We start from the raw sequence: 20,833 nt of genomic DNA, 5'->3' as shown, positions 1-20,833 counted from the left end.
AACGTATGGGATACCGATCTTGGGTGCAAAGACGTCATGGGGGTGTGGTGCCGATGTGGCGCCGGACCGTTCGATCGGTGCCGGTACTGTTCGGCGAATGAGCTCGCTGAATCTCGACGACTTCACCGATCTGATCGAGCGCCCCGACGGCGGGGTGCGCCGCGACGCGGAGGCGCGCCGGGAACGCCAGGTCGTGCCGCCCGGATCGCTGGGCCGCCTCGACGACCTCGGTGAGTGGCTGGCGGCGGCGCAGGGTTCGGTCCCCGTACGGCCCGTCGTGCGGCCGCGGGTGGTGCTGTTCGCCGGCGATCACGGGATCGCCGGACTGGGCGTCTCGGCGCGGCCCGCGGGCAGCGCGGCGGAGCTGGTGCGGGAGGTGTTGGAGGGCGGTCGGCCGGTGTCGGTGCTCGCCCGACGGCTCGACGTTCCCGTGCGGATCGTGGACATGGCGCTGGACTGCGAGCCGGACACCTTCCCCGAGGGCGTCGCACGGTACCGGGTGCGGCGTGGCAGCGGTCGCATCGACGTCGAGGACGCGCTGACCGCGGAGGAGGCCGAGGCCGCCTTCCTCGCCGGGGTCGCGGTGGCCGACGAGGAGGCCGACTCCGGTACGGATCTGGTCGTGCTCGGGGATGTCAGCGTGGGCGGGACGACGGCGGCGGGCGTGCTGGTGGCCGCGCTGTGCGGGACCGACGCGTCCGTGGTGACCGGGCGGGGCGGCCTGGCGATCGACGACCTGGCGTGGATGCGCAAGTGCGCCGCTATCCGGGACGCGTTGCGGCGGGCGCGGCCGGTGCTCGGGGACCAGTTGCAACTGCTGGCGACCGTGGGCGGCGCGGACCTCGCCGCGATGACGGGCTTTCTGCTCCAGTGCGCCGTACGGAAGATGCCGGTGGTGCTGGACGGTGTCGTGGCGGCGGCGTGTGCGCTGGTCGGGCAGCGGATCGCGTTCCGGGCGCCGGACTGGTGGCTGGCCGGGCAGCGCAGCGGGGAGCCGGGGCAGGCGAAGGCGCTGGACCGGATGGCGCTGGAGCCGCTGCTGGACCAGGGCGTGACCGTGGGCGAGGGCGCGGGGGCGTTGCTGGCGCTCCCGCTGGTGCAGGCGGCCGCCGCCCTGGCCGCCGAACTGCCCGAGAAGCCCCGGCAGCCGGAGAAGGCCGCCGAGGACGAGTCCGCCGTGGAATCGGACGAGGCGCTCGGCACGGAGTAGGCGGGACGGGCGACACGATCGCGTCGACGGCGGTCACCCTTCACCGTGTTCCCGTCGCACGCGCCACCGGGCGTACGTCACGGCGGGCACGGTGGTTGTGGCGATCGTGGCCGAGGTGCCGGTGAAGGGGAACCCGACCGGTACGGAGCGTCTGGCGGCGATCGCGTCGGCGGCGGTGCCGCACGCGCCCGTGGAGGTGCGCGCGCCGGTGGAGGTGCGCGCGCGGTGGAGGTGCGCGCGCCGGTGGAGGTGCGCGCGCCGGTGGAGGTGTCAGCGGTGGCGGAGGCGCGTCAGCGGTGGCGGAGGCGCGTCAGCGGTGGCGGAGGCGCGTCAGCGGTGGTCGGCGGCCCGGCTCAGCTCGGCGTCGGTCTTGCCGCCCAGCCAGTCGCCCAGCACCCGGCGGGGGCCTGCCCAGCGGCGGTCGTGACGGTAGGCCCGCAGGACGGCCTTGGCGCGGGCGCGGGGGCGCCTGCGGTAGAAGCGGCGGGCCCACGGGGAGTCGGGGCGGGCCACCCGGACGAGGCCGAACAGGGCGACGAACGGGATGATCACGCTGAAGATCGCCAGCTTGGCCTTGCCCTTGCTCAGCACGGCCAGGGCGAACAGGAAGTTGACGACCACGGTCGAGATCACGCTGCCCCGGTCCTGGAGTTCCTCGTCGCTGAGGTCGTTCACGCCGAACGGCACGAAGCCGACCAGGACCAGGCCGACGAGGGCCGCCGTCAGGACGACGGCCTCCACGCTCTTGCGGCCGGCCTCCGTCCAGTACACGTCGTCGAGGTGCAGGACCAGCGCGAACTCGTCCAGGACCAGGCCCGCGCCGACGCCGAAGACCACCGCGCAGGCGGCCGAGCCGAAGCCGTGCCTGCCGCTGGCCACCGCGCCGAAGCCGCCGACGACGGTCAGGACGACGCCGGGAACCACGTGGTGGATGTGCACCCCGCCCGAGCTGACGTTGCCGAACGGGCCCTTGCCCGCGCGGATCAGGCGGGTGATGACCCGGGTGATCAGGAACGTCAGGACGAAGGAGGTCAGGGCGATGAGCAGCGGAAGTTTCCCCGGCTCGACGATGTTCCGCTGCAACCAATCTCCCATAGGGGCATTTTCTTCCCCGACCGCCGGGGGCGCCCGTCCGACTGCCGGGTAACCTGCGCCGGTGTCCACGACGCCGTCCTCCCCGTCCTCCCCGTCGTCCCCGTCGTCCCCGCTCGACGGTCTCCGCTTCGCCTTCGGCACCCTCACCGTGCTCCCGGTCCGGGTGACCCGCTGGGACCGCGAGGCCGCGCGCGGGGGCATGCTGGGCGCCCCGCTGGCCGGGCTGGTCGTCGGCGGCTGCGCGGCCGGGATCGGGCTGCTGCTCCTGACCCTCGGCGCGGGCGCGCCGCTCGCCGCCGTGGCCTCCGTCGCCGCACCGGCCGCCCTGACCCGTGGTCTGCATCTCGACGGGCTGGCGGACACCGCGGACGGGCTGGGCAGCGGCAAGCCCGCGGACGACGCCCTGCGGATCATGAAACAGTCGGACATCGGCCCGTTCGGCGTCATCACCCTCGTCCTCGTCCTGCTCGCCCAGGTGGCCGCGCTGACCCAGCTGTACGACGCCTCGTGGGGCCGGGGCGCCCTCGCGGCCGTCGCCTCCGCGGTCGCCGCCCGGCTGGCCCTCACCCTCGCCGCCCGCACCGGGGTCCCGGCCGCCCGGCCGGAGGGGCTCGGCGCGGCGGTCGCCGGGGCGGTCCCGGTGCGCGGCGCGCTGACCGTGGCGGCGGGCTGCCTCGCCGCCGCGGCGGCCGGGGGCGCCCTCCTCGGCCCGTACGACGCCGTCCGCACACCCCTCGCCCTCGGCCTCGCCCTCGTCACCGCCGAACTGCTCCTGCGCCACTGCGGGCGCCGCTTCGGCGGGGTCACCGGCGATGTCTTCGGCGGCCTGGCGGAGACGGCGGCCACGACGGCACTCGTGGCGCTCTGCCTCGGCTAGCGCCTGTCGTCCGGATGCTGCCGCCCTCGGCCAGAGCCGCACGAAAGACCCTGGTCAACAGGTCTCCCGCCACGCGGTGGGTTCGTACTTCCTCAGCACCGGAACTCGGCCCCGGTCGGCGGGACTCGGCGCAGAAGCGACTCGCGGGGAGTGCGTACTCGCCGTGGAAGACGGCCTTGCCCGCCTCGACGACGGGGTCGTCTGCGCGCACTCGCCGTACCGGGCGCACTGCTCGTCGATGCGAAGCCGGAAGTCGTCGACGAGTCCGGGGATCCGGTCAGGTCGTTCCTCGGGCCGGCGGACAGGCCCCGTTCGTGGGCGAGTTCGGCGATCAGCGGGGTGCGGCGGAGCTGGTCGGCGGCCGTCGGCGCAGGCGTCTCACGGACGGGCTCCGGACGGGCGACGGCGGATGCCGGCATGATCTCCCGCTGCCGCCGACGCGCCCCGCCGCCCTCGACCGCACCCGAGAGAGGTGACCCCGTTCGTCGGATGCGAGGATCAGACAGTGGCCACGACGCCACCGACAGGTGAACACTCCCGTGCATGAGCGCACGCTCACGCACGCGTACGCTCGTTGCGGGGTTGCCGCGCCGGTTCGCCGCGCCGGTGAGGCCGACCCCGGTAACGACCGCACCCCCAGCCCGGATCTAGGGTCGGCTGTCGGGCCCGGTCGACCCACACCCATCGGCCACAGCAACTCCACATCGGAAGCGAGAAATCACCACCGTGACTGCTCTCACTCTCAGCACCGCCGCGGCGCCCGGCCTGCGGGCCGACGCGATCGTGATCGGTGTCGCCAAGGGCGCCAACGGCCCCGTCGTCACATCGGGCGCCGAGGCCGTGGACAAGGCCTATGACGGCCGCCTCGCCGGCGTCCTGGAAACCCTCGGTGCCGCCGGCGCCGAGGGCGAGGTGACGAAGCTGCCGGCCCCGGCCGGCTTCAAGACGCCTCTCGTGCTGGCGGTGGGGCTGGGCGCGGAGCCCGAGAAGGACTCCTCGTACGACGCCGAGGCGCTGCGCCGCGCCGCCGGTGTGGCCGCCCGCGCCCTCGCCGGCACCAAGAAGGCCGCCTTCGCCCTGCCCGTGGCGGACGCCGCCGACCTCGGCGCGATCGCCGAGGGCGTCGCGCTGGGCGCCTACTCGTTCGACGCCTACAAGGAACAGGGCAAGGACGCCAAGGCGAAGAAGGGCAAGGCCCCGCTCGCCGAGGCCGTCCTGCTCGGCGGCAAGGCGCGCGACGCCGCCCACAAGGCCGCCCTGGTGCGCGCCGCCGCCGTCACCGAGGAACTCAACCGCGCCCGGGACCTCGTCAACACCCCGCCCAACGACCTCGACCCCGAGGCCTTCGCCGCCGTCGCCCGGACCGCGGCCAAGGAACACGGCATCAAGGTGCAGGTCCTCGACGAGAAGGCCCTCGCCAAGGGCGGCTACGGCGGCATCCTGGGCGTCGGGGCCGGCTCGGCGGCGGCCCCGCGCCTGGTGAAGCTGTCGTACACCTCCTCCAAGGCCAAGAAGCACCTCGCCTTCGTCGGCAAGGGCATCACCTACGACTCGGGCGGCATCTCCCTCAAGCCGGCCGGGCACAACGAGACGATGAAGTGCGACATGAGCGGCGCGGCGGCGGTGTTCGCCGCCGTGGTCGCCGTCGCGCGTCTCGGCCTGAACGTCAACGTCACCGGCTGGCTGGCACTCGCCGAGAACATGCCGTCCGGCTCCGCCACCCGGCCGGGAGACGTGCTGCGCATGTTCAGCGGCAAGACGGTCGAGGTCCTCAACACCGACGCCGAGGGCCGACTGGTCCTCGCGGACGCGCTGTGGGCCGCCTCCCAGGAGAAGCCGGACGCCATCGTGGACGTCGCGACCCTGACCGGCGCGATGATGCTGGCGCTCGGCAGTCGGACGTTCGGCATCATGGCGAACGACGACGCGTTCCGCTCCGCGGTGCACGAGGCCGCCGAGGAGGTCGGCGAGCCGGCCTGGCCGATGCCGCTGCCGGACCACCTGCGCAAGGGCATGGACTCCCCCGTCGCCGACATCGCGAACATGGGTGAGCGGATGGGCGGCGGGCTCGTCGCCGGTCTCTTCCTGCGGGAGTTCGTCGGCGAGGGCATCACCTGGGCGCACCTCGACATCGCGGGGCCGGCGTTCAACGAGGGCGGGCCGTTCGGCTACACGCCCAAGGGCGGTACGGGTACGGCCGTGCGGACGCTGGTCCGGCTGGCCGAGCTGACCGCGGCGGGCGATCTGGGCTAGGGCGTGTTTCGACCGTAGCGTCGCCCGCCCGCAGGGCTGCCCCGGCGGCGTCCGGCGCGGGCGATCGCGAGGCGGAGGGGGCGCCCCGGTACCGGTTGTACCGGGGCGCCCCCTCCGGGGGAGTGCGTGCCAGGAGGCGTCACGGGGCGGACGGGACGGTCGCGACCAGCCTCAGGGCCTTCTCGTCCGGAGAGCCTGCCGGGCTCGCGGGCCCCTGGCGTCCGGCCGCATCGTGGCCGGACGCCAGGGCTCCGCACCGACTCGCGCGGACGGTGCGACCGATCACTCGGCCGGGCCCGCCCGCGCGGTGCGGCCGCGGATCGGCACGGCCCCGCGCACCGGGGCGGGTGCACGTGGGGTGTCTCACACCGCAGCCCGGCGTCTCGTTCGCCTCCCACAAGTGCGAAGATGGGGCTCGGCAGGACAGGGCCCCCACCACAGGGCCGAAGAAAGAGCGGCCGGACACCAGCCGCCGCCCGGTCACTGGAGACCGGCGTACGGCGCACATGCATGGAGGACGTGACGTGGCGAACGACGCCAGCACCGTTTTCGACCTAGTGATCCTCGGCGGTGGTAGTGGCGGTTACGCCGCGGCCCTGCGCGGGGCGCAGCTGGGCCTGGACGTCGCCCTGATCGAGAAGGACAAGGTCGGCGGCACCTGCCTGCACCGGGGTTGCATCCCCACCAAGGCTCTGCTCCACGCGGGCGAGATCGCCGACCAGGCCCGCGAGAGCGAGCAGTTCGGCGTGAAGGCCACCTTCGAGGGCATCGACATCGCCGGGGTCCACAAGTACAAGGACGGTGTCATCTCCGGCCTGTACAAGGGCCTCCAGGGGCTTGTCGCCTCCCGCAAGGTGACGTACATCGAGGGTGAGGGCCGCCTGTCCTCCCCGACCTCCGTCGACGTCAACGGACAGCGTGTCCAGGGCCGCCACGTGCTCCTGGCGACCGGTTCCGTGCCGAAGTCGCTGCCGGGCCTGGAGATCGACGGCAACCGGATCATCTCCTCCGACCACGCGCTCGTCCTGGACCGCGTACCGAAGTCCGCGATCATCCTGGGCGGCGGTGTCATCGGCGTGGAGTTCGCCTCCGCGTGGAAGTCCTTCGGCTCGGACGTCACGATCATCGAGGGTCTCAAGCACCTCGCCCCCCTCGAGGACGAGAACTCCTCCAAGCTCCTCGAGCGCGCGTTCCGCAAGCGCGGCATCAAGTTCAACCTGGGCACCTTCTTCTCGAAGGCCGAGTACACCGCCGACGGCGTCAAGGTCACCCTGGCCGACGGCAAGGAGTTCGAGGCCGAGCTGCTGCTGGTCGCGGTGGGCCGCGGGCCCGTCTCCGCCGGTCTCGGCTACGAGGAGCAGGGCGTCGCGATGGACCGCGGCTACGTCCTGGTCGACGAGTACATGCGGACGAACGTCCCCACCATCTCCGCCGTCGGCGACCTCGTGCCGACGCTCCAGCTCGCGCACGTCGGCTTCGCCGAGGGCATCCTGGTGGCGGAGCGTCTGGCCGGTCTGAAGACCGTCCCGATCGACTACGACGGTGTCCCGCGGGTGACGTACTGCCACCCGGAGGTCGCCTCCGTGGGCATCACCGAGGCCAAGGCCAAGGAGATCTACGGCGCGGACAAGGTCGTCGCTCTCAAGTACAACCTGGCGGGCAACGGCAAGAGCAAGATCCTCAACACCGCGGGCGAGATCAAGCTCGTCCAGGTGAAGGACGGTGCCGTGGTCGGCGTCCACATGGTGGGCGACCGCATGGGCGAGCAGGTCGGCGAAGCCCAGCTGATCTACAACTGGGAGGCGCTGCCGGCCGAGGTCGCGCAGCTCATCCACGCCCACCCGACGCAGAACGAGGCGCTCGGCGAGGCCCACCTCGCCCTGGCCGGCAAGCCGCTCCACTCGCACGACTGACCCTCGGTCGACGAAGCGACTCCGCGACGACACAGACTTCCGCAATTCGTAAGGAGCAACCGAAACCATGGCGGTTTCCGTAACCCTTCCGGCGCTCGGTGAGAGCGTCACCGAGGGCACTGTCACCCGCTGGCTGAAGGCCGAGGGCGAGCGCGTCGAGGCCGACGAGCCGCTGCTCGAGGTGTCGACCGACAAGGTCGACACCGAGATCCCCTCGCCCGCCGCCGGCATCCTGGCGTCCATCAAGGTCGCCGAGGACGAGACCGTCGAGGTCGGCGCCGAGCTGGCCGTCATCGACGACGGCACCGGCGCCCCCGCGGCCGAGCAGGCTCCGGCCGCCGAGCAGGCCCCCGCGGCCGAGCAGGCCCCGGCCGCCGAGCAGGCCGCCCCGCCGGCCCCCGAGCCGGCCCCGGCCGCGCAGCCCTCCACCGAGCAGGCGGCCCCGGCCCCTGCTCCCACCGCGGAGGCCGCCGCCGGCGGCGGCTCCGCCGAGGGCACGGACGTCGTCCTGCCCGCGCTCGGCGAGTCCGTCACCGAGGGCACCGTCACCCGGTGGCTGAAGTCGGTCGGCGACTCCGTCGAGGCCGACGAGCCGCTGCTCGAGGTCTCCACGGACAAGGTGGACACCGAGATCCCGGCGCCCACCTCCGGTGTGCTGCTCGAGATCACGGTCGGTGAGGACGAGACCGCCGAGGTCGGCGCCAAGCTGGCCGTCATCGGCGCTCCGGGTGCGGCTCCCGCCGCTGCCCCGGCTCCCGAGGCCCCCGCCCCCGCCGCCCCGGCTCCCGAGGCCCCCGCCGCGGCTGCCCCGGCCCCGGCTCCGGCCGCCCCCGCGCCCGCCGCTCCGGCCCCGGCTCCGGCTCCGGCCGCCCCCGCGCCCGCGCCCGCCGCTCCGGCACCCGCGCCCGCCCCGGCCGCCGCTCCGGCTCAGGCCGCTCCGGCGCCCGCGCCGGCCGCCCCCGCTCCGGTCACCCCGGCCGCCCCGGCTCCCGTCGCCGCGCAGGCCACCGACGAGGGTGCCTACGTCACCCCGCTGGTGCGCAAGCTCGCCGCCGAGAACGGCGTCGACCTGGGCTCGGTCAAGGGCACCGGCGTCGGCGGTCGCATCCGCAAGCAGGACGTCATCGCCGCCGCCGAGGAAGCGAAGGCCGCCGCCGCCCCGGCTCCGGCCGCCGCCGCCCCGGCCGCCGCGAAGAAGGCCCCCGCGCTGGAGGCCTCCCCGCTGCGTGGTCAGACCGTCAAGATGCCGCGCATCCGCAAGGTCATCGGCGACAACATGGTCAAGGCGCTGCACGAGCAGGCCCAGCTGTCGTCGGTCGTCGAGGTCGACGTCACCCGTCTGATGCGGCTGCGCGCCAGGGCGAAGGACTCCTTCGCGGCGCGTGAGGGCGTCAAGCTCTCGCCGATGCCGTTCTTCGTCAAGGCGGCCGCGCAGGCGCTGAAGGCCCACCCGGTCATCAACGCCAAGATCAACGAGGCCGAGGGCACGATCACCTACTTCGACACCGAGAACGTCGGTATCGCGGTGGACTCGGAGAAGGGCCTGATGACCCCGGTCATCAAGGGCGCGGGCGACCTGAACATCGCCGGTATCGCCAAGGCCACGGCCGAGCTGGCCGGCAAGGTCCGCGGCAACAAGATCACCCCGGACGAGCTGTCCGGCGCGACCTTCACCATCTCCAACACCGGTTCGCGCGGTGCGCTCTTCGACACGATCATCGTGCCGCCGGGGCAGGTCGCGATCCTCGGTATCGGGGCCACGGTGAAGCGTCCGGCCGTCATCGAGACGGAGGAGGGTACGGCCATCGGCGTCCGCGACATGACGTACCTGACGCTGTCCTACGACCACCGGCTGGTGGACGGCGCCGACGCGGCGCGGTACCTGACCGCGGTGAAGGCGATTCTGGAGGCGGGCGAGTTCGAGGTCGAGCTCGGCCTGTAGTCAGCACGCAGAGTCCTACGCGCCCCCGCCCGGGTCTTCCGGGCGGGGGCGCCGTGTGTGGTGCGCCAAGTGGCGTTCTCCCCCGCCGCTTTTCCCGTCCGGAGCCCAGGGCGCCGTAGCCCCGGACCCCGCCGTTCGCCCTGAACGGCCTCGCCCTCACCTGCCGGACGGGCTGCCCTCCCCCTGGGCGCGCCCAGGCCTGGGCCTGGGGCGGAGCCCTCCGGCGGGGCGCGGCGTAATGAACGTGTAAGTCTCGTCTCACCTGCGCCGAAGCGTGCCCGCGTGCTCCACCCGGGGAGCGGACCGGCCTTATTGTCTAAACGTCAAACGCCCCCGGGGCCGATGGGCGGCCCCTCCTTAAGGAGCCTTCATGACCGCGCCCGTCGTCCACTCGCTGCGCGAGCAGATCCGCGAGCACATCGTGGAGGGGATCGTCAGCGGGCGCTGGAAGCCGGGCGAGCGGATCGTGGAGCGACGCATCGCCACCGAGCTGGAGGTCAGCCAGACACCGGTCCGGGAGGCGCTGCGCGAGCTGGAGTCGCTGCGTCTGATCGAGTCCGCGCCGAACAAGGGCGTACGGGTACGGAACCTGACCGCGGCCGACCTGGAGGAGAGCTATCCGGTCCGGGCCGGTCTGGAGGCGATCGCCGCGGAGCTCGCGGCACGGCGGCTGGCCGAGGACTGCTCGGCGCTGGAGCCGCACGTGGCGGCGCTGTACGAGGCCGACCGGGCGTCGGACGGGACCGGCCAGGTGCGCCACACGGTGGGTTTCCACCGTGAGCTGGTCCGCGCGGCCGGCAACTCCGTGCTGCTGCACACCTGGGAGGGACTCGGCATCGAGGTGTTCACGGCGCTGTCGATCCGCTGGCTGGGCACGGTGCAGCAGTCCTACGCGGAGGAGCACGAGGAACTGGTGGCGGCCTTCAAGCGGGAGGATCCGCGGATCGCGGAGATCGTCAAGGCGCATGTGCTCGGCTGCGCGCCGCGGGCCTGAGTGGTGACCGTCGAGGGCGGAGCGCGCCTGAGCCCCTGAGCGCAGGCTCGCTCATACGTCGTCCCACCTGCGAAAACCCTTCCCCCGTCGCGGCACCCGGTGCCTTCGCCCGAGACACCGCGTGCCGACTTTCTCGCGATCAAGAGGTTTTGCCCCTCAACCCTTTGATCGATCATCGATCAGGGGGTTACAGTCGCCGACGGGCCGCGCCGCGGTGTTCGTACAACGACGCCACGTCGGAGCCCACCGCCCTGTCCTGCCAAAGACAAAGGGCAACCCCGAACCCTTATGAGGGAACCCCCTTCGACTGAGGAAGGCGGCGACATGACCGACCCCCACGCCATCCAGCCGAGCGCGCTCGACCAGCTCCCCGACCGGGACCCGGAGGAGACCGCCGAATGGCAGGCCTCGCTGGACGCGGTCGCCCAGGCGGCCGGGCCGCACCGTGCCGCATACCTGATGCGGCGCACCCTGGAGCGCGCCGAGGGCAACGGCATCGCGCTGCCCAAGCTGCTCGAGACGGACTACGTCAACACCATCCCCACCGCCGCCGAGCCCGCGACGCCGGGTGACGAGGCGATGGAGGCCCGGATCACCGCCTGGAACCGCTGGAACGCGGCGGCCATGGTGACCCGCGGCGCGAAGCACGGCGTCGGCGGCCACATCGCCACCTTCGCCTCCGCGGCCTGGCTGTACGAGACCGGCTTCAACCACTTCTTCCAGGGCAAGGAGGCCGACGGCTCGGGCGACCAGCTCTACATCCAGGGCCACGCCTCCCCCGGCATCTACGCCCGCGCCTTCCTCGACGGCCGACTGAGCGAGAGCCACCTGGACAACTTCCGCCAGGAGGCGGGCGGCAACGGCCTCCCGTCGTACCCGCACCCGCGGCGGCTGCCCTGGCTGTGGGAGTTCCCCACGGTGTCGATGGGCCTCGGCCCGCTCTCGGCGATCTACCAGGCGCGGTTCAACCGTTACCTGACCAACCGGAACATCAAGGACGTCTCCAGCTCGCACGTCTGGGCGTTCCTCGGCGACGGGGAGATGGACGAGCCCGAGTCGACGGCGGCCCTCGCGCTCGCCGCCCGCGAGGAGCTGGACAACCTCACCTTCGTCATCAACTGCAACCTCCAGCGCCTCGACGGTCCGGTCCGCGCGAACTTCAAGATCGTGCAGGAGCTGGAGGCCCAGTTCCGCGGCGCCGGCTGGAACGTCATCAAGACGCTGTGGGGCACGGCCTGGGACGAGCTGTTCCGGCTCGACACCACGGGCGCGCTCGTACGCCGCCTGCGCCAGGTGCCCGACGCCCAGGTGCAGACGTACCAGACGCGCGACGCCGCCTACATCCGCCAGGACTTCTTCGGCGCCGACCCGGCGCTCGTCGAGATGGCGAAGCTGCTGAGCGACGACAAGATCCTCGAGTGCTTCCACCTCTCCCGCGGCGGCCACGAGGCGCGCAAGGTGTACGCGGCCTACAAGGCGGCCGTCGAGCACAAGGGCGCCCCGACGGCCATCCTGGCCCAGACGGTCAAGGGCCACACCCTCGGTGAGGGCTTCGCGTCGAAGAACGCCAACCACCAGATGAAGAAGCTCTCGGTGGACGAGTTCAAGGCGATGCGCGACCTGCTGGACCTGCCGATCTCCGACAGCCAGTTCGTCGACGGGGTCGTGCCGTACGGCCACCCCGGCGCCGACTCGCCCGAGGTCCGTTACCTCCAGGAGCGCCGCGCCGCCCTCGGCGGCCCGGCCCCGGCCCGCCGTACCCACGCGTCGGCCCCGCTGCCGGCCCCCGCGGAGAAGGCGTTCGCGTCCTTCGACAAGGGCTCCGGCACGCAGAACGTCGCCACCACCATGGCCTTCGTCCGTCTGGTCAAGGACCTGGTCCGCGACAAGGAGACCGGCAAGCGCTGGGTGCCGATCGTCCCCGACGAGGCGCGCACCTTCGGCATGGAGTCGCTGTTCCCCTCGCTCGGGATCTACTCCCCCAAGGGCCAGACGTACGAGCCGGTCGACCGCGACCAGCTGATGTACTACAAGGAGGCCGAGAACGGCCAGATCCTCAACGAGGGGATCACCGAGGCCGGTTCGATGGCCGACTTCATCGCCGCGTCCACCGCGTACTCCACGCACGGCGAAGCGATGATCCCGTTCTACATCTTCTACTCGATGTTCGGCTGGCAGCGCACGGCCGACCAGATGTGGCAGCTCGGCGACCAGCTCGGCCGCGGCTTCCTCGTCGGCGCCACGGCCGGGCGGACCACGCTGACGGGCGAGGGCCTCCAGCACGCCGACGGCCACTCGCCGGTCATCGCGGCGACCAACCCGGCCGCGCTGACGTACGACCCGGCGTTCGCCTACGAGGTCGCGGCCATCGTCAAGGAGGGGCTGCGCCGGATGTACGGCGAGGCGGCCCCGGGCGAGGACCAGGACGTCTTCTACTACCTGACCGTCTACAACGAGCCGATGCCGCAGCCGGCGAAGCCGGCCGTCCCCGGCATCGACGAGGGCATCGTCAAGGGCCTGTACCGCTTCAACACGGCGGAGTCGGCCGGCCTGACCCCGGTGGCCGACGCGCCGCGCATCCAGCTGCTGGGCTCCGGTACCGCGATCCACTGGACGCTGAAGGCGCAGAAGCTGCTCGCCGAGGAATGGGGCGTGGCCGCCGACGTCTGGTCCGCGACCTCCTGGACCGAACTGCGGCGCGACGCGCTGGAGGCCGACGCGGCGCTGCTGCGCGGCGAGGAGCGGCTGCCGTACGTCCGTCAGGCGCTCCAGGGCGCCGAGGGGCCGGTCCTCGCGGTCTCCGACTACATGCGCCAGGTCCCGGACCAGATCGCGCAGTGGGTCGAGCAGGACTACTCGTCGCTGGGCGCGGACGGCTTCGGCCTGTCCGACACCCGTGACGCCGCGCGCCGCCACTTCGGCGTCGACGCGGAGTCCATCGTGGTCGCGGCCCTCGCCCAGCTGGCCCGCCGCGGCGAGGTCAGGGCGACGGCGGTGAAGGAAGCCCGCGAGCGGTACGGGCTGTAGGCCCGGGGCGGTACGGCGCCGGGGGCTGCCGCCCCCGGCGTCCCGGCCTGTGCCGGTGTCCCCGCCCGTCCGGCGATCGGGGACGCGGCCGTTCGGCCGGCAGCGGGCGTCCGGGTGCGGCAGCCGCCAGGCCGGGAGGCCCGGGGGGGGCGGGAGCCGCCTGTCGGTGGCACCCGGCATCATGCGGGTATGCGTGCTGCCCGGCTCATCAAGATGGTGCTGCTCCTCCAGGCCCGGCCCGGCATGACCGCCGCCGAGCTGGCGCGTGAACTGGAGATCTCCGAGCGGACGGTCACCCGGGACGCCCAGTCCCTGTCGGAGGCGGGCATCCCGGTGTACGCCGAGCGCGGGCGAACCGGCGGCTACCGCCTGGTCGACGGCTACCGCACCCGCCTCACCGGTCTGGCCCGCGGTGAGGCGGAGGCGTTGTTCCTGAGCGGCGTACCGGGGGCGCTCAGGGACATGGGCCTGGAGGACACGGCGTCGGCGGCGCGCCTGAAGGTGTCGGCGGCCCTGATGCCGTCCCTCAGGGACGCACCGAGGACGGCGGCACAGCGGTTCCATCTGGACGCGCCGGCCTGGTTCCAGGAGCCGGAGACTCCCCCGCTGCTGCCCGTGATCGCGGACGCGGTGTGGGACGACCGACGGCTCACGGCCCGGTATCGGCGGGGCGGGACGGAGGCCCTGCGGGAGCTGGAGCCGTACGGGCTCGTTCTCAAGGCGGGTGTCTGGTACCTGTGCGCGAGGGTGACCGGCGCGGGAGCCTTCCGGACGTACCGGATCGACCGGTTCACGCACACGCGACCGCTCGAGGATCGTTTCAGCCGCGCCGAGGACTTCGATCTGCCCGGCTTCTGGGCGGGACAGGCGGAGCGGTTCGCTCGGTCGATCCTGCGCGCCGAGGTCGTCGTCCGGCTCTCGCCGGCGGGGGTGCGCCGGCTGCCGTACGCCGTCGACCCGGTTTCCGCGCGGGACGCGCTGGCGGCGACCGGGCGGCCCGACGCACGGGGGTGGGTCACGGTCACCCTGCGCGTCGAGTCCGAGGAGGTGGCGCACGGCCAGCTCACCGCGCTGGGGCCGGAGGTCGAGGTGGTCGGCCCCGAGCCGCTGCGCCGCCGTTTCGCCGAGGACGCGGCCCGGCTGGCGGCGCTGTACCGGCCATAACAATCGTCCGCACTCCAGGTGCGGCCCACCCGTCCAGGCACGATGCTGGGACGCGTGATGGACGAGACGGAGTTCTGGGAGCTGGTCGACGCCACCCGCGAGGCCGCCGAGGGCGACCCGGAGGAGCAGGCCGACCTGCTGGTGCGGCGGCTGCTCGAGCTGGACCCCGACATGGTCCTGGACTTCGCCCGTCACTTCGAGGCCCGCTACAACCGGGCGTACACCTGGGATCTGTGGGGCGCGGCCTGGGTGTTGCTGGACGGGGCCAGCGACGACGCCTTCGACTTCTTCCGGTGCTGGCTGATCGGTCAGGGCCGGGAGGCGTACGAGGGTGCCGTGCACGACCCGGACGCGCTCGCGGAGCTGCTGGGCGAGTTCGACGAGGAGATCGACGGCGACGGCGAGGAGTTGGGCTACGCGGCCGACGAGGCCTACGAGCAGCTCACCGGGACCGTCGCCCCGGAGCTCGGCATCGCGCCCCCTCCGGCGGAACCCGAGGGCTCCCCGGTCGACTTCGAGAACGAGCGGGCGCTCGCGGAGCGGTATCCGCGGCTGTGGGCGCGCTTCAGGGGCTGATTCCCCTCGGGGAGCCGCGAACGGGGCGGGGCCGGGATCAGACGGCGGTACGGCGGCGGTTCGCCTCCGTCGGGATGCAGGCCTGCTGCTCGGCCCGCGCGAGGTGGTGCAGCGGTGCCCTGTTGGCCTGCTCCAGGGCTGACGCGGTGGCCGCGGCCGGGGCCGGGGAGGACCTCGGCGGCGACGGCGCACACCACCGTCCAGGGGCCGCGGGCGGCCCGCCGCCGGCCGGCCGCCGCCCTCCGCCCCCTGTCCGGGACGCTCGCGGGGTTCGGGCTGCTCGGGGTGTTGTCGGTGCTGCTCGTGGTGCTCGTGCTGCTCGCTCGTGGTGCTCGTGCTGCTCGCTCGTGGTGCTCGTGGTGCCGTTCATGACTCCCACCTCGGTCGGCTCGTGGTGCGCATGACCGTAGGGGGATGGGAGGACCCTGAACGGCGCCTAAGGCGTTCCTGTGGAGGCCCGGCTCTGGACCGTCCGGCCCTGGAGGCGGGCCGCCGTCCGCCGGATCTCCGGCAGCCGGGCGCTGAGGGCCGCGCCGGGGCAGCTGGTCATGTAGGCCTTCTCGTGGCCGGCGAGGGCGGGCAGGGCGGCCGTGGCGCCCGTCGCGTACCGGCTGCCGCTGTTGCTGGAGGTCAGACGGACTTTCCCGCGCGGGTCGATGTCCGCCGGGCCGAGCTTCCATGCGGCGAGGGCCGCGATCGCGTCGACCATCGCCTGCGGGACGGGGACGCCGGAGGTGAACGTGCCGAGGGCGGCGATGCCGGTCGTGCGGTGGTTGAAGCCCTGCGTGTGGGCGCCGGTGACGGCCCGGTCGATGCCGCCCGCGCGGCCCTCGTAGATGGTGCCGCAGCGGTCGACGAGGAAGTTGTAGCCGATGTCGTCCCAGTCGCGGCCACCGGTCTGGCCGGCGTAGAGATGGCGGATGATGCGGGGCGCGTCGGCGCAGTCGTAGCCGTTGGGCGAGTCGGTGTGGTGGACGAAGACGGCGACGACCTCGTCGTCGTACCGCGGGGGCGGCTGGGCGCGCACGGCGTCGGCGACCCAGACGGAGCGGGGCACGATGCGCGGCCGGGCGGCGGAGTGCGCCGGGGGCTGTGCCCCGCGCTGCACGGGGCGGGAGGCCAGGGACGCGCTGGCGGCGTGTTCCACGGCACCGGCGCACAGCACCAGGGCGGCGACGGCGGCGAGGCCGGGCAGGCAGGCCAGGGCCACGAGGAGCGGGCGCGGCAGCCGCGCCGGGCGCCGTCCCCACGACCTCGCCGCGACCCTCCGCGCGCGGAGGAGGACCTGTCGGATGGCACGCATGAGCCCACTGTCGGACGGTTCCGTTCCGCCCGCGATGTGTGCTGTGCCACCCGGTGGAACCAACCTCCCGGTCCAGGGCGTTTCCGGGGTACACGCGTGCGTGGCCGGTCGTGGGCGGGCCGCGCGCGCGAGGCTGATCACCGGGCCCGTCCCCCGCGTACTGAGGGGTCCGAGAGAAAGGCGGCTCCGTGGACCTGCTCGACATCCTGCTGGTGCTGGTGATCGTGGTGTACGCCGGCTCGGGCTACCGGCGCGGACTGGTGGCCGGCTGTGTCTCGCTGGCCGGTTTCGTGGGCGGCGCGGTGGTGGGGGTGTGGATCCTGCCGTGGGTGATGGGCCTGGTGACGCCGGGGACGACGGCGGCGACGGTCACCGCGGTGCTCACCGTGCTGGTCCCGGCGGCGGGGGGACACGAGCTGGCGGGGCGGTTGGCGTCGCGGCTGCGCCGGGAGCTGGACCGGGGGCCGCTCAGGGTGGCCGACGGGGTCGGCGGGGCGGTGGCCAACTCGGTGGCGGTGCTGATCGTGGCCTGGGTGGCGGCGAGCGTGCTGGCCGTGTCCTCGACGCCGGTGGTGACGTCGGCGATCCGGGACTCCCGGCTGCTGGAGACGGTGCAGAACACGATGCCGGACACCACCCCGGCCTGGTTCTCGCGCGCCACGTCCGCGCTCACCGAGGCGGGTTTCCCGCAGGTCTTCAACCCGTTCGAGAACGAGTCGACGGCGAAGGTCGCCAGGCCCACCGGCGACAGCGTCACCCCGGCCGCCACGAACGCGGCCAAGCTGAGCACGGTGAAGATCGAGGGCGTCTCGGGCGACCAGGGCCGCGAGGGCAGCGGGTTCGTGTACGCGCGCGAACACGTGATGACCAACGCGCACGTGGTGGCGGGCATCGACGACCCCACCGTACGGATCGGTGGCGTGGGGCGGTCCTACGAGGCGCGCGTGGTGCTGTTCGACCCGGCCAAGGACGTGGCCGTGCTCCATGTTCCCGGACTGCGGGCGCCGGTGCTGCGGTTCGACGACGACGCCTCGCGCGGGGACTCCGCGGTCGTCGCGGGCTATCCGGAGGCCGGCGGTCTGGATCTCCAGGCGGCGACGGTGGCGAACCGGGTCGACGCGACCGGGCGGAACATCTACAACGACGGCACCGTCACCCGCGAGATCTACTCGATCCGCTCCACCGTCCGACCGGGCAACTCCGGCGGTCCGCTGCTGACCACCGACGGCCGGGTCTTCGGTGTCGTGTTCGCCCGTTCCACCTCCGACGCCGAGACGGGGTACGTCCTGACGGCCGCGGAGGTCGCCGAGGACGCCGAGCGCGCGGCGGCGGCGACGGCGGCCGTGGACACCGGCGAACTGGTCGGCTCATAGGGCCTCGGGTGGGGTCCGCGGGAGGGGGCGGCCCATGAACACGTCGTCCACGTAGGTGCCGCCGAGGAGGAACTCCTCCGGCAGGACGCCCTCCACCGTGAAGCCCTCGGACTCGTAGAGGCGCCGGGCGGGGGTGTTGTGGCCGAGGACGCGCAGGGTGACACGGCGGGCGCCGAGCCGCCGGGCCTCCTCGACGGCCGCCCGGACCAGTGCGCGTCCGACGCCCCGGCCGCGGGCCTCGTCGGAGACGGCGAGGCCCTGGATCTGACGTACATGCGCGTTGACGGCGAGTTCGGTGGGGCGGCCGAGGCGGACGTAGCCGACGACGCGCTCGTCGATCTCGGCGACCAGGTGCTCCTCGGGGTGGTGCCGTTCGTCGAAGAAGGAGCCGTACGGCGGCTCCGGTCGGGGCATGACGGCGTGCAGGTGCGACCAGGTCAGACGGTCGATGAGGGCGAGCGTCTCCGCGTCCTCGGGCCGGGCGGGGCGTATGCGGGCGTCGGTCTGCTTCAGCGCATGGGTCATGCGCGGCACCCTACGACGCGGGCGCGCCGGCCAGGCGGGGATTTTGTGCCGTCACGCGGCAGGATGGGCGCATGGAACGTACGCGAATCGCGGTGGCCGGCGCGTCCGGTCTCATCGGCAGCGCCCTGGTGCGGTCCCTGACCGCCGACGGGCACCAGGTGGTCCGCCTGGTGCGCCACGCGCCCCGAGGGGCCGACGAGGTGCGCTGGGATCCCGAGCGGGGGCGGGTGGAGGCGGCCGGGCTCGCCGGATGCGACGCCGTGGTGAACCTGGCGGGTGCGGGGGTCGGCGACCAGCGCTGGACGGACGCGTACAAGCGCCGGATCCACGACAGCCGGGTGCACGGGACGGCCGCTCTCGCGGAGGCGGTCGCCTCGCTCGACGAGCGGCCGCGGGTGTTCGTGAACGGCAGCGCGACCGGCTACTACGGCGAGACGGGCCGGCGGGTCGTCGACGAGAGCGCCCCGGCCGGCCGGGGCTTCCTGCCGGAGCTGTGCGTGGAGTGGGAGGCGGCGGCGGAACCGGCGCGGGCGGCCGGGGTGCGGACGGCGTTCACCCGGACCGGGCTGGTCGTGGCGCGCGGCGGCGGCGCCTGGGGGCGGCTGTTCCCGCTGTTCACGGCGGGCCTCGGGGGGCGGATGGGCGACGGGCGTCAGTACTGGTCGTACATCGCGCTGCACGACGAGGTGGCCGCGATCCGGCATCTCCTGGACCGTGACGATCTGTCGGGGCCGTTCAATCTGACCGCGCCCGAGCCGCTGACGAACCGTGAGATCACGGCGGCCATGGGGCGGGTGCTGCGCCGGCCGACGCTGTTCCCCGTGCCGGCGGCGGTGCTGCGGGGGGTGCTGGGCGAGATGGCCGGGGATGTGCTGGGCAGCGCGCGGGTGGTGCCGAAGCGGCTGCTGGAGTCGGGATTCACCTTCGCGTTCCCCGGGATCGAGGACGCCCTCCGAGCCGCCTGACCCGCTGTCGGGACCGTATGCGACCGCCGTGCGACCGTGCCCTGTCCATGCGCGACTGTTCCCGACCGGTCCGGGCCCTACCCTCGATCCGAACTCGGGTATCCCGGACGCCAGTCGGGGGCATGACGTCTCCACCGGCCGCGCAACCTCGAGGAGGGGCACGTGCTTGAGCCCGCGTACCAGGCGGACGTCGTCATCGTGGGAGCCGGGATCGCCGGACTCGCCGCGGCGCATCGGCTGACCAGCGCAGGAGTGACAACCACGGTCCTGGAGGCCGCCCCGTGCGTGGGCGGCCGCATGGCGACCGAGAAGGTCGACGGCTTCCGGCTCGACCGCATCGGACAGCTGCTGTCCACCTCGTGTCCCGAACTGGCCCGGACGCCCGGACTGGACGCGCTCACCCTGCGTCCCTTCGCCCCCGGGATCCTGCTGCACAGCGACGGACGCCACCATCGCGCGGGCGCGCAAACGCTCGCGGGGGGCGCGAAGGGCGCGCTCCACGCCGTACGCGCCCTCGCCGGCGCCCCCCGGAGCGGGGGGCTGCCGCGACCGCGCACCGGCTCGACCGCCGCACCACCCCGAGTGCGGGCCGGGGCGCCGCTGGGCTCGGCCGTGGACCAGGCCCGGCTCGGCGCCGCACTCACCCGGCTCGCGGCCACACCCGCCGAACGGCTGCTGCGCCGGCCCGAGGCGCCCGCCGCGGAGGCGCTCGCGGCGCGCGGTCTGCCCGCCGGCACGATCGACGGCTTTCTGCGGCCGCTGCTCGCCGCGCTGCTCTGCGACCCGGACCTGACCACGTCCAGTCGGTGCGCGGACCTGGCGCTGCGCGCCTTCGCGGCCGGGCGGCTGTGTCTGCCGGAGGGCGGGGCCGACGTCCTGCCCGAGCTGCTCGCGCGGACGCTGCCGCCGGGGACCGTGCACACGGGGGTGCGGGCCACCGCGGTCTCCACGACCTCCGTGACCACCGCCGAGCACGGGGAGTTCCGCTGCCGCGCGGTGCTGGTGGCGACCGACGCGCGCACCGCCGCGGAGCTGCTGCCCGGACTGCGGGTGCCCGGCTTCCACCCGGTCACGGTCCTCCACCACACCACCGACGAGCCGCCGACGACCGGGGCCTCGCTGCTGCTGGACGCCGACCGCGGCGGGCCGGTCGCCCACACGACGGTGACCAGCCAGGTCGACCCGAGCCGGGCGCCCGCCGGGCGCGCGCTGATCTCCTCCACCGTGCTCGGGCCGCCACCGGAGGGCGTCGACACGGCCGTCCGCATGCACCTCTCGCGGCTGTACGGCACCTCGACCGGGCGGTGGGAGACGCTGGCCGTGCATCACACCGCCGAGGCGGTACCGGCGATGCGGGCCCCGCACGACCCGCACCGGCCGGTGCGGCTGCTGGCCGGGCTGTACGTCTGTGGCGACCACCGGGACACCAGTACGGTCCGCGGCGCGCTGCGCTCGGCGCGGCGGGCGTCCGCGGCGATCGTCTCCGACCTGGGTGCGGGGTCGTTGCATATGGCGGAGCCTGTCCGGACGGCGCCGCGGGCGGGGGGGGGGGGGGGGGGGGGGGGGGGGGGGGGAGGGAAGGAAGAGGAAGAGCACTCCCACAAACCCCCACACCC

General features: G+C 73.7%; 14 protein-coding genes and 2 pseudogenes. 12 read left to right on the top strand and 4 right to left on the bottom strand.

Annotated elements, in window-relative coordinates:
* Window positions 1-97: 97 nt before the first annotated feature.
* Window positions 98-1,210: a nicotinate-nucleotide--dimethylbenzimidazole phosphoribosyltransferase gene (cobT, locus tag ACZ5Y0_RS35200; protein WP_469132715.1), complete on the top strand. Its 1,113-nt coding sequence runs from the start codon at window positions 98-100 to the stop codon at window positions 1,208-1,210.
* Window positions 1,211-1,540: 330 nt separating this feature from the next.
* On the opposite strand, the gene ACZ5Y0_RS35195 is transcribed toward cobT, so the two are convergent.
* Complete coding sequence (locus tag ACZ5Y0_RS35195; RefSeq protein WP_469132714.1) at window positions 1,541-2,305, bottom strand: hypothetical protein; 765 nt, start codon at window positions 2,303-2,305, stop codon at window positions 1,541-1,543.
* Between the two features lie 61 nt (window positions 2,306-2,366).
* On the opposite strand from ACZ5Y0_RS35195, the gene ACZ5Y0_RS35190 reads away from it, so the two are divergent.
* Window positions 2,367-3,182 carry an adenosylcobinamide-GDP ribazoletransferase gene (locus ACZ5Y0_RS35190; RefSeq protein WP_469132713.1) on the top strand — a complete coding sequence of 272 codons (816 nt, stop codon included), beginning with the start codon at window positions 2,367-2,369 and terminating at the stop codon, window positions 3,180-3,182.
* Between the two features lie 54 nt (window positions 3,183-3,236).
* Here ACZ5Y0_RS35190 and ACZ5Y0_RS35185 read toward each other — a convergent pair.
* A pseudogene (locus tag ACZ5Y0_RS35185) lies at window positions 3,237-3,547 on the bottom strand (endo alpha-1,4 polygalactosaminidase); the annotation flags it as partial.
* A gap of 361 nt (window positions 3,548-3,908) precedes the next feature.
* Between ACZ5Y0_RS35185 and ACZ5Y0_RS35180 the strand changes: the two are divergent.
* The 7 genes from ACZ5Y0_RS35180 to ACZ5Y0_RS35150 all read left to right on the top strand — a co-directional run bounded on the left by ACZ5Y0_RS35180 (window position 3,909) and on the right by ACZ5Y0_RS35150 (window position 15,051).
* The gene (locus tag ACZ5Y0_RS35180) at window positions 3,909-5,435 is read left to right on the top strand and encodes a leucyl aminopeptidase (RefSeq protein WP_469132712.1); all 1,527 of its coding nucleotides are present in this window, start codon (window positions 3,909-3,911) and stop codon (window positions 5,433-5,435) included.
* Window positions 5,436-5,959: 524 nt separating this feature from the next.
* A complete protein-coding gene (lpdA, locus tag ACZ5Y0_RS35175) occupies window positions 5,960-7,348 on the top strand; it encodes a dihydrolipoyl dehydrogenase (RefSeq protein ID WP_467513848.1) in 1,389 nt (462 codons plus the stop codon).
* A 67-nt stretch (window positions 7,349-7,415) separates the two neighbouring features.
* Window positions 7,416-9,290, top strand: a complete 1,875-nt coding sequence (gene sucB / locus ACZ5Y0_RS35170) for a 2-oxoglutarate dehydrogenase, E2 component, dihydrolipoamide succinyltransferase (protein WP_469132711.1) — start codon at window positions 7,416-7,418, stop codon at window positions 9,288-9,290.
* Between the two features lie 370 nt (window positions 9,291-9,660).
* Complete coding sequence (locus tag ACZ5Y0_RS35165) at window positions 9,661-10,284, top strand: GntR family transcriptional regulator (protein ID WP_467513844.1); 624 nt, start codon at window positions 9,661-9,663, stop codon at window positions 10,282-10,284.
* 324 nt (window positions 10,285-10,608) lie between these two features.
* Window positions 10,609-13,311, top strand: coding sequence for a pyruvate dehydrogenase (acetyl-transferring), homodimeric type (gene aceE / locus ACZ5Y0_RS35160; protein WP_469132710.1), 2,703 nt, complete (start codon window positions 10,609-10,611; stop codon window positions 13,309-13,311).
* 189 nt (window positions 13,312-13,500) lie between these two features.
* Window positions 13,501-14,475 carry a helix-turn-helix transcriptional regulator gene (locus tag ACZ5Y0_RS35155; RefSeq protein WP_469132709.1) on the top strand — a complete coding sequence of 325 codons (975 nt, stop codon included), beginning with the start codon at window positions 13,501-13,503 and terminating at the stop codon, window positions 14,473-14,475.
* A gap of 57 nt (window positions 14,476-14,532) precedes the next feature.
* On the top strand, window positions 14,533-15,051 hold the full coding sequence (locus tag ACZ5Y0_RS35150) for a DUF4240 domain-containing protein (protein WP_469132731.1): 519 nt from the start codon (window positions 14,533-14,535) through the stop codon (window positions 15,049-15,051).
* Window positions 15,052-15,487: 436 nt separating this feature from the next.
* Here ACZ5Y0_RS35150 and ACZ5Y0_RS35145 read toward each other — a convergent pair whose 3' ends face one another.
* Window positions 15,488-16,354 (bottom strand): peptidoglycan recognition protein family protein, encoded by an 867-nt coding sequence (locus ACZ5Y0_RS35145; RefSeq protein WP_469132708.1) that lies wholly within the window; start codon window positions 16,352-16,354, stop codon window positions 15,488-15,490.
* A gap of 188 nt (window positions 16,355-16,542) precedes the next feature.
* On the opposite strand from ACZ5Y0_RS35145, the gene ACZ5Y0_RS35140 reads away from it, so the two are divergent.
* Window positions 16,543-17,727 (top strand): MarP family serine protease, encoded by a 1,185-nt coding sequence (locus ACZ5Y0_RS35140; protein ID WP_469132707.1) that lies wholly within the window; start codon window positions 16,543-16,545, stop codon window positions 17,725-17,727.
* Here the strand turns inward: ACZ5Y0_RS35140 and ACZ5Y0_RS35135 are convergent.
* On the bottom strand, window positions 17,722-18,252 hold the full coding sequence (locus ACZ5Y0_RS35135) for a GNAT family N-acetyltransferase (RefSeq protein WP_469132706.1): 531 nt from the start codon (window positions 18,250-18,252) through the stop codon (window positions 17,722-17,724). The two genes, ACZ5Y0_RS35140 and ACZ5Y0_RS35135, sit on opposite strands and share 6 nt — an antisense overlap.
* A gap of 71 nt (window positions 18,253-18,323) precedes the next feature.
* On the opposite strand from ACZ5Y0_RS35135, the gene ACZ5Y0_RS35130 reads away from it, so the two are divergent.
* Entirely contained in the window at window positions 18,324-19,217 is an 894-nt protein-coding gene (locus ACZ5Y0_RS35130; RefSeq protein ID WP_469132705.1) for a TIGR01777 family oxidoreductase, read from the top strand.
* A 162-nt stretch (window positions 19,218-19,379) separates the two neighbouring features.
* A pseudogene (locus ACZ5Y0_RS35125) lies at window positions 19,380-20,759 on the top strand (NAD(P)/FAD-dependent oxidoreductase); the annotation flags it as partial.
* Between the last annotated feature and the right edge of the window lie 74 nt (window positions 20,760-20,833).

The sequence above is a fragment of the Streptomyces sp. NPDC033216 genome (assembly GCF_055577115.1).
The sequence above is the reverse complement of the archived record's forward strand: the minus strand, read 5'-3'. Positions and strand labels throughout refer to the sequence as shown.

Bases quoted from the DNA above. Each gene is read 5' to 3' on its own strand.
- ACZ5Y0_RS35130 (WP_469132705.1), top strand. From the start codon at position 18,324: ATGGAACGTACGCGAATCGCGGTGGCCGGCGCGTCCGGTCTCATCGGC.
- ACZ5Y0_RS35155 (WP_469132709.1), top strand. From the start codon at position 13,501: ATGCGTGCTGCCCGGCTCATCAAGATGGTGCTGCTCCTCCAGGCCCGG.
- ACZ5Y0_RS35165 (WP_467513844.1), top strand. From the start codon at position 9,661: ATGACCGCGCCCGTCGTCCACTCGCTGCGCGAGCAGATCCGCGAGCAC.
- sucB (WP_469132711.1), top strand. From the start codon at position 7,416: ATGGCGGTTTCCGTAACCCTTCCGGCGCTCGGTGAGAGCGTCACCGAG.
- ACZ5Y0_RS35135 (WP_469132706.1), bottom strand. From the start codon at position 18,252: ATGACCCATGCGCTGAAGCAGACCGACGCCCGCATACGCCCCGCCCGG.
- ACZ5Y0_RS35195 (WP_469132714.1), bottom strand. From the start codon at position 2,305: ATGGGAGATTGGTTGCAGCGGAACATCGTCGAGCCGGGGAAACTTCCG.
- cobT (WP_469132715.1), top strand. From the start codon at position 98: ATGAGCTCGCTGAATCTCGACGACTTCACCGATCTGATCGAGCGCCCC.
- ACZ5Y0_RS35145 (WP_469132708.1), bottom strand. From the start codon at position 16,354: ATGCGTGCCATCCGACAGGTCCTCCTCCGCGCGCGGAGGGTCGCGGCG.
- ACZ5Y0_RS35150 (WP_469132731.1), top strand. From the start codon at position 14,533: ATGGACGAGACGGAGTTCTGGGAGCTGGTCGACGCCACCCGCGAGGCC.
- aceE (WP_469132710.1), top strand. From the start codon at position 10,609: ATGACCGACCCCCACGCCATCCAGCCGAGCGCGCTCGACCAGCTCCCC.